At 72.0% G+C, this 1282-nt stretch carries 1 protein-coding gene; it reads right to left on the bottom strand.

What is annotated here, in order from left to right; genetic code table 11:
• Nucleotides 1–148: 148 nt before the first annotated feature.
• Nucleotides 149–1258, bottom strand: a complete 1110-nt coding sequence (locus tag CR470_RS37990; protein WP_441350791.1) for an extracellular catalytic domain type 1 short-chain-length polyhydroxyalkanoate depolymerase — start codon at nucleotides 1256–1258, stop codon at nucleotides 149–151.
• Nucleotides 1259–1282: the final 24 nt, after the last annotated feature.

The raw sequence follows: 1282 nt of genomic DNA, 5'->3' as shown, positions 1-1282 counted from the left end.
GTCCAGGCCGTCAGGACGGCCGCGGCGACGGCCGTGCCGCGCAGCCACCGGCCGCGGGCCGGTCCACGCGGAGCGTCATGTCGTGATCCGGTGTGCCGGACGGTCGATGGGGCGACTGGCATGGCTGTGCCTCCGTCGGTGAGCGGTGTCAGGGGCAGGTGCCGTCGGCGAGGACGTAGTGGCCCGCCGGAGACTCCTTGAGGGTGTGGGTCACGAAGGTGTTGTAGAGGCCCAGGTGCTGGCCGGAGCCCTTGGCGTACACGTATCCGCCGGTGGTGGTGGCCCGGCCTGCGCGCACGTGCTCGTAGTTGTCGGCCGTCCAGCACGCGGTGGGCTCGGTGGGCGGGTCCACGGGCGGTTCGGGGGCGGTGCCGCCGTCCAGGCCGAAGAAGCGGGTGATCCAGTAGCTGGAGCAGATCGAGTCGATGAAGTGCTGGGTGCCGGTGGCGCCGCACTGCTCGCCGCCGGCGCCCGGATCGACCGGAGTGCCGTGAGCGATCCCCGGCACCCGGTTGACCTCGACGACGGTCCCGCCCCCGGCCGACAGGTACTCGCTCCTGTGGGTGCTGTTGGGGCCGACGGTGGAGGTCCGGTCCGGTGACTGGCCGAGACCGTGCACCGCGGTCCACTGGTCGCGCAGCTCATCGGCGTTCCTCGGTACGACGGTCGGGTCGTCGTCCCCGTGCCAGATCGCCACCCGGGGCCAGGGGCCCGTGAAACCGGGGTGCGCGTCCCGGACCGCCCGGGCCCACGCCGCCGGGGTGCGGTCCGTCCCGGGGTTCATGCAGCGATACGCCGAGACGACGTCGACTCCGCAGCCGTACGGGATTCCGGCGACGACCGCGCCCGCGGCGAACACCTCCGGGTAGGCGGCGAGCATCACCGACGTCATCGCCCCACCCGCCGAGAGCCCCGTGACATGGACCTGGTCGACGTCGGTTCCGTAGGCGGTCGCGGCGTGCGCGACCATCTGCCGGATCGACGCGGCCTCGCCCTGGCCGCGCCGGGTGTCGCCCGGCTGGAACCAGTTGAAGCACTTGTTGGCGTTGTTGGCGGTGGTGGTCTCGGCGTAGACGACCAGGAACCCGTGGCGGTCGGCGAAGGTGTCGAGCCCGGAGTTGTCGGAGTACACCTGCGCGCTCTGGGTGCAGCCGTGCAGGGCGACGACCACGGGTGCGTTCGCCGGCAGGGCCGGAGGCCGGTGCACGTACATGTTCAGGTTGCCGGGGTTGGCCCCGAAGGCGGTGACGCGCTCCAGGGCCGCTGTCTCTTATACACATCT

The organism is Streptomyces sp. rh34, from assembly GCF_002551245.1.
Classification (GTDB): Bacteria; Actinomycetota; Actinomycetes; order Streptomycetales; family Streptomycetaceae; genus Streptomyces.
The sequence above is the reverse complement of the archived record's forward strand: the minus strand, read 5'-3'. Positions and strand labels throughout refer to the sequence as shown.